Source organism: Paenibacillus sp. P4_A7, from assembly GCF_056402455.1.
The window spans coordinates 1-4,236 of sequence record NZ_JBFUHJ010000471.1; the positions used below are offsets into that span (position 1 = coordinate 1).

Annotated in this window: 4 protein-coding genes and 1 pseudogene; 3 read left to right on the plus strand and 2 right to left on the minus strand. The window is 42.7% G+C overall.

Features of this window, described 5'->3' with window-relative positions:
* The 3 genes from AC1DWN_RS29015 to AC1DWN_RS29025 all read left to right on the plus strand — a co-directional run.
* Window positions 1-607: type I restriction-modification enzyme R subunit C-terminal domain-containing protein (locus tag AC1DWN_RS29015; protein WP_477562354.1), on the plus strand; the 607-nt coding region annotated here is incomplete at its 5' end.
* Window positions 608-2,095 carry a class I SAM-dependent DNA methyltransferase gene (locus AC1DWN_RS29020; protein ID WP_477562355.1) on the plus strand — a complete coding sequence of 496 codons (1,488 nt, stop codon included), beginning with the start codon at window positions 608-610 and terminating at the stop codon, window positions 2,093-2,095.
* Window positions 2,096-2,105: 10 nt separating this feature from the next.
* On the plus strand, window positions 2,106-3,545 hold the full coding sequence (locus tag AC1DWN_RS29025) for a restriction endonuclease subunit S (RefSeq protein ID WP_477562356.1): 1,440 nt from the start codon (window positions 2,106-2,108) through the stop codon (window positions 3,543-3,545).
* Window positions 3,546-3,578: 33 nt separating this feature from the next.
* On the opposite strand, the pseudogene AC1DWN_RS29030 reads toward AC1DWN_RS29025, so the two are convergent.
* Together AC1DWN_RS29030 and AC1DWN_RS29035 are read right to left on the minus strand one after the other, a co-directional pair.
* Window positions 3,579-3,722: pseudogene (locus AC1DWN_RS29030) on the minus strand (stage V sporulation protein R); the annotation flags it as partial.
* Between the two features lie 54 nt (window positions 3,723-3,776).
* Window positions 3,777-4,236: SpoVR family protein (locus AC1DWN_RS29035; protein WP_477562357.1), on the minus strand; the 460-nt coding region annotated here is incomplete at its 5' end.

Below are 4,236 nucleotides of genomic sequence, written 5' to 3' on the forward strand. Positions count from 1 at the left end.
CGGTAGGTCCCATCGAATTTATATTTCTGAGCATGAGGATAAGCTGATCTCGACCACGCGAGGTTATGGTAAAGCTCAGAAACCGGAGGATTATTTAGAAGGGTTCCATTCCTTCATAAAAGAGAATTTAAACCTTATACCAGCCCTAACGATTATTTGCACACGTCCGAATGATTTGACTCGCGATGAGCTGCGCAAGCTTCGCGTAGCGCTAGATCAACAAGGCTACTCGGAGAAGACGCTACAGGCGGCATGGCGGGATGCGAAGAATGAAGATATCGCGGCGGATATTATCAGCTTYATCCGTCAGCAAGCGCTCGGCGATCCATTAATTAGCCATGAAGAGCGTATATCCAATGCTATGAAAAAGATATATGATATGAAAGTCTGGTCGAAGGTCCAGAAGGATTGGCTGAAGCGAATCGAGAAGCAGCTGCTGCAGGAATCGGTGCTGGATCCTAACCCGGAGAAAGCGTTCGAAGTTGAGCCTTTCAAGAGCAAGGGCGGCTACAAGCAATTGAACAAGATTTTCGATGGCGAAATGGAGACAATTGTAACGACAATCAATACAGCGCTATATACACCACGAAAGAGGGATCTTGCATAAATGGGTAATCAGGATATTGTACAGAAGCTTTGGAATTTGTGTAACGTACTGCGTGATGATGGCATCACGTATCATCAATATGTGACGGAACTGACGTATGTACTGTTCCTCAAAATGATGAAGGAAACCGACAACGAAGGTATTCTGCCGGAGCAGTACCGTTGGGATTCGCTGACGGAGCGTCATGGTATGGCGCTTCAACAGCATTACCGCCAGTTGTTGCTTGATCTCGGTAACCAAGGCAATGAGACTATCAAGCAGATCTATATGAATGCAACATCCAACATCAACGAGCCGAAGAACTTGGAGAAAATTATTACTTCCATCGATCAGCTCGATTGGTATAGTGCAAAGGAAGAAGGTCTTGGCGACCTGTACGAGGGACTACTAGAGAAGAACGCCAGCGAGACGAAGTCTGGAGCAGGACAATACTTTACTCCTCGTCCGCTTATTGATGTAATCACTAAGTTAGCTGATCCGCAGCCGGGTGAACATTGTAATGACCCTGCTGCAGGTACATTTGGCTTTATGATCGCGGCAGATCGTCATGTGCGCAGCAACACGGACGATTATTTCGACCTAGGTGAGAAGGAAGCCGAGTTCCAGAAGCATCAAGCATTTACCGGCGTTGAACTGGTTAAAGATACGCATCGTCTCGCGATGATGAACGCAATGCTTCATGACATTCATAGCGAAATTATACTTGGCGATACACTATCTGACGATGGCACCAACCTGAAGAACTTCGACGTTATCCTAACGAATCCGCCGTTCGGCACAAAACAGGGCGGCGAACGTCCGACTCGTGACGACCTGACGTTTGCAACAACGAACAAACAGCTGAACTTCCTTCAGCATATTTATCGTGCGTTGAAAGCTAATGGCAAAGCACGTGCCGCAGTTGTCCTTCCGGACAACGTACTGTTCGAGAGCGGTGTAGGCACGAAAATCCGTGCTGACCTGATGGATAAATGCAATCTGCATACGATTTTGCGTCTGCCTACCGGCATTTTCTATGCGCAAGGTGTTAAGACGAACGTCTTATTCTTCACACGCGAGAAGACGGATAAAGATAGCACGAAAGACGTATGGGTATACGATCTGCGCACGAATATGCCTAACTTCGGTAAGCGCACTCCGCTGACTGTGGCTCATTTTGACTCGTTTGTGGCTGCTTATACGGCGGAAGATCGCACGAAGGTGGAAGATGAGCGTTGGAACGTGTTCAACCGCGAGGACATTCGTAAGAAGGATGACAGCCTTGATATAGGCTTGATTGCCGACGTGTCTCTGTCAGCTTACGACAACCTGTCTGATCCAATCGTCTCGGCGGAAGAAGCGATGTTGAAATTGGAAGAAGCACTCGCGCTGCTTGGCGAAGTTGTAGCTGAGTTGAAGGCAATTGAGCCAAAGCCGGTAAGCTATGAGGAAAACGAACAAGCTTTGGCTAAGTTCGCAGAAGGATCCGGGGTGTACGGCAATGAGTAAGAGGGTTGCTATGTCGCAGGAAGAGATGTTGAAAGAGGCTTTGGTGCCGGTAGAGGAGCAGCCTTATGAGGTGCCGGGGAATTGGGTTTGGGTAAAGCTTGGAGGTGTTGTTGATTTTAGAGGTGGAGGTACACCTTCAAAAGATAATGATTTATATTGGAACGGTGATATCCCTTGGGCATCTGTTAAAGATATTAAGGGCTTATTTCTTGAACATACTCAGGATACAATTACTGAAGATGGGCTTCAGGACAGTTCAGCATCTATTGCCGAACCAGGTGAATTACTATTGATCACAAGAATGTCACCTGGTAAAAGTTCAATTAGTAAAATTAGAAATGCTATTAATCAAGATTTAAAGATTGTAWAGCCTAAATTAGATTTACCATCATATTTTTTGTGGATGTATTTCAATACAAACACTAAAATTATTGAACATATGTCTACTGGCTCGACGGTAAAAGGAATACAAATAAATAAGTTGAAAGAGATGGCATTCCCTCTCCCACCACTAAACGAACAAAAACGAATTGCTGACAAAGTCGAACGTCTTTTGTATAAACTAGAGCAGGCTAAAGAGTTAGTTGTCCAAACTATGGAGAATATTGATTTGAATAGGAAATCAGTAATTGTTAACGCATATCTTGGTAAATTAACTGAGGAATGGAGAAGAACTAATCAAATAAATGAAAGCGCGTTTGATTTAGTTATGGAAATCCAAAAAAGAAGAAAGGATGACTATTTATCGAACGTAGAGTTAATAAAAGCAACAAGTTCACCAACAAAAAATAAATCAGAACCAGATTTCATTCCTTACATTAGTCATGAAGACAGCAGCCTTCCTAAGAATTGGTGTATAACTAGGATTTTAGATTTAACAGAATGTTTAGATAGATTTCGAAAACCAGTTAGTAAAGCAGAGCGAGAGAATCGTCCAGGGAATATTCCATACTATGGGGCTAACGGACAAGTCGATACTATTAATGATTACATTTTTAATGATGATATTGTATTGGTTGTAGAAGATGAAACTTTTACAGGTCGAGAAAAGCCATTCAGTTATATTGTTAGAGGAAAATCATGGGTTAATAATCATGCTCATGTTCTTAGACCTCTTGGAGGCATAGATGTTGAGTACCTTAATATATGTTTGAGTTACTATAATTTTATTCCATTAACTTCGGGTTCAACGGGTCGTAGAAAATTAACTCAAGCTGCCTTAAATCAGGCTCCCTTAAGACTAGCTCCTCTTAGTGAACAAAAGATCATTGTAAGTAAAGTGAGAAAAGTTCATGAAGTATTAGACAAAATAAAACAGAATTGCATAATTACGTTAGAACGTATCGAGTGTATTAAAAAGTCTATTCTAAACAAAGCTTTAAAAGGTGAACTTGGAACATATGATCATGGTGAAGTAAAAGCGATCGATTTATTAATAGAAATGAAATAGGATTAAATTATAGAGGACGATAGACATTTTGTGAATGCCCTCATACTGATGTTGCAAGTAAAGCTCACAATTTCTCTGATAGTCGCCGACTTTGACAACCAAGTACGGGAAGTAGCCGTTCACCCGTGAATAGGCGAGCTGATCGCGGACGTTCTCCCATGATTTATCGGTGATTTCCACTCTGGTCTATAATTAAAGGAGCAGGTTATGACCTGCTCCTTAATAAATTGATTATAAAAATTTACGACTGACCTTCTTCCCATCATACATAAACAACAACGCCTTATCCTCCACAACTGTCTCCAAGTAAACTGTCTTTCCCCACAACTGATAAACATAAGGCAGCGTCCGCTCTACATATTTCAAATCCAGCTCAACACCTTCGAACTGATGTTTCAAGTAAAGCTCACCATTGCGTAAATAATCGCCATCCTGAACAACAAGGTAAGGGAACCCGCCATTTACACGAGCGTAAGCGAGCTGGTCACGAATATTCTCCCACGATTTATCGGTAATTTTCCATTCGGGACCTTTCTTCTCGAAAACATATAAGTCCAGGTCCTTCACCAGATCTTTGGTCAAGTAATTGCGGATAAAAGAAATATCTGCATCGTTCTCACGGACCTCAAACATCTTTTCTCTTCCGCGTCCGGGCACTCTTCCGAGCCGCTCTCGTTCTTCCGGAGTCGGG

Bases quoted from the DNA above. Each gene is read 5' to 3' on its own strand.
- AC1DWN_RS29020 (WP_477562355.1), top strand. From the start codon at position 608: ATGGGTAATCAGGATATTGTACAGAAGCTTTGGAATTTGTGTAACGTA.